We start from the raw sequence: 1,610 nt of genomic DNA, 5'->3' as shown, positions 1-1,610 counted from the left end.
TTACCCAATTTTATGCAGCCCTCGCATATCCTCTGGCGAGACGAGCTGCCGAAGAGTCCGAACGGCAAGCTCGACCGCGAACGGATCAAGAGCGAGCTTCAAGCGTGACGAAACCCATGGGAGCGATACCGGCCGACTTCGCGGCAGGCGGAGAGGTGCTGCGCATCGGCGGGCGAACGGCCGAGGAGCTGATCGCCCAGGCGGGCGATACCCCGCTCTTTGTCTACAACCTCGATCTGATCGAGAAGCGCGTGCGCCGCTTCCGCTCCGCCTTTGCTGGCGTTGAGCTACATTATGCAATCAAAGCAAATTCATACGCGCCGTTGCTGAGCTACGTTGCGAAGCTGGTGGATGGTCTCGATGTCGCGTCCGCCGGAGAGATGAGGCTTGGCCTGGCTGCGGGCACCGATGCTGCCAACATCTCTTTCGCCGGTCCCGGTAAGCGCGAGAGCGAAATTGCAGAGGCGATCGCTGCCGGCGTCACTCTCAACTGCGAATCCGAAGGCGAGGTGGAGCGGGCGCTCGCGATCGGCCGAGGCCGGGGCGTCCGGCCGAAGCTTGCAGTGCGGGTGAACCCCGATTTCGAGATCAAGGGCTCTGGAATGCGCATGGGCGGCGGCGCCAAGCCGTTCGGGGTGGATGCCGAGCGGGTGCCGGCGCTGGTGCGGCGGATCATCGACGGCGGCGGCGACTGGCGCGGCTTCCACATCTTCGCGGGCTCTCAGGCGCTCGATCCGGCGGCCCTCATCGAGGCGCAGCGGGCGACGGTCGCGCTCGCCGGCGCGCTCGCCGAGCAGATCGGCGCGGCCCCGCCGATGGTCAATCTCGGCGGCGGCTTCGGCATCCCTTACTTCCACGGGGAGCAGGTGCTCGATATCGAACAGGTGGGTCAGGCGCTGAAAGATGCGCTCAGCAACCGCCACCAACTCCTTCAAAACACATACTTTACCATCGAGCTCGGCCGCTGGCTGGTCGGTGAGTGCGGCGTCTATCTGACCCGGATCGTCGATCGGAAGGTGAGCCACGGCAAGACCTTCCTCGTCACCGACGGCGGCATGCACCACCAGCTCGCCGCGTCGGGCAATTTCGGCCAGGTGATCCGCCGCAACTACCCCGTCGCCATCGCCAGCCGCTTTGGGGATGAGCCGATCGAGGAAGCCACAATCGTCGGCTGCCTCTGCACGCCGCTCGACCGGCTCGCCGATGATGTAATGCTCCCCCGCGCCGACGTGGGCGACATCGTGGCGGTCTTTCTCGCCGGCGCCTACGGCCTGTCCGCGAGCCCTCAGGCCTTCCTCGGCCAGCAGCCGGCGCTCGAAATGGTTGTCGGCGGCGGCGATTAACCGTTTTCCGGCCGCCGTCCCATCGCGGGACGCGCTCTGAAAGCCGCTTGTTCCTAACGGTAATTTTACCTCTTCACGCCATAGCAGACCCAAATCTGCACCTATTCCGCCTCTCAAAGGGCCGGGCGGGTGCAGGGGAAAAGGCAGCGAAGAGGTATCATCATGCGCGTATCCGTGAAGTCCAAACTGGCTCTCCTGGTCACCGTCGGCGCGGCTGCGCTGGGCGGGTGCACGACTTCCTCCTCCACCGGAAAGTCGCTTCCCGCG

Annotated in this window: 1 protein-coding gene; it reads left to right on the top strand. The window is 65.2% G+C overall.

Translation table 11 applies throughout. The features are described from left to right. The first annotated feature begins 116 nt into the window (after positions 1-116). Entirely contained in the window at positions 117-1,343 is a 1,227-nt protein-coding gene (locus VF662_RS13450; RefSeq protein WP_464142139.1) for a pyridoxal-dependent decarboxylase, exosortase A system-associated, read from the top strand. Positions 1,344-1,610: the final 267 nt, after the last annotated feature.

The sequence above is a fragment of the Allosphingosinicella sp. genome, from assembly GCF_036387215.1.
Taxonomy (GTDB): domain Bacteria; phylum Pseudomonadota; class Alphaproteobacteria; order Sphingomonadales; family Sphingomonadaceae; genus Allosphingosinicella.
The sequence above is the reverse complement of the archived record's forward strand: the minus strand, read 5'-3'. Positions and strand labels throughout refer to the sequence as shown.

What these genes read in the sequence shown, in the direction of transcription:
- VF662_RS13450 (WP_464142139.1), top strand. Translation starts at nt 117, where the DNA reads ATGGGAGCGATACCGGCCGACTTCGCGGCAGGCGGAGAGGTGCTGCGC.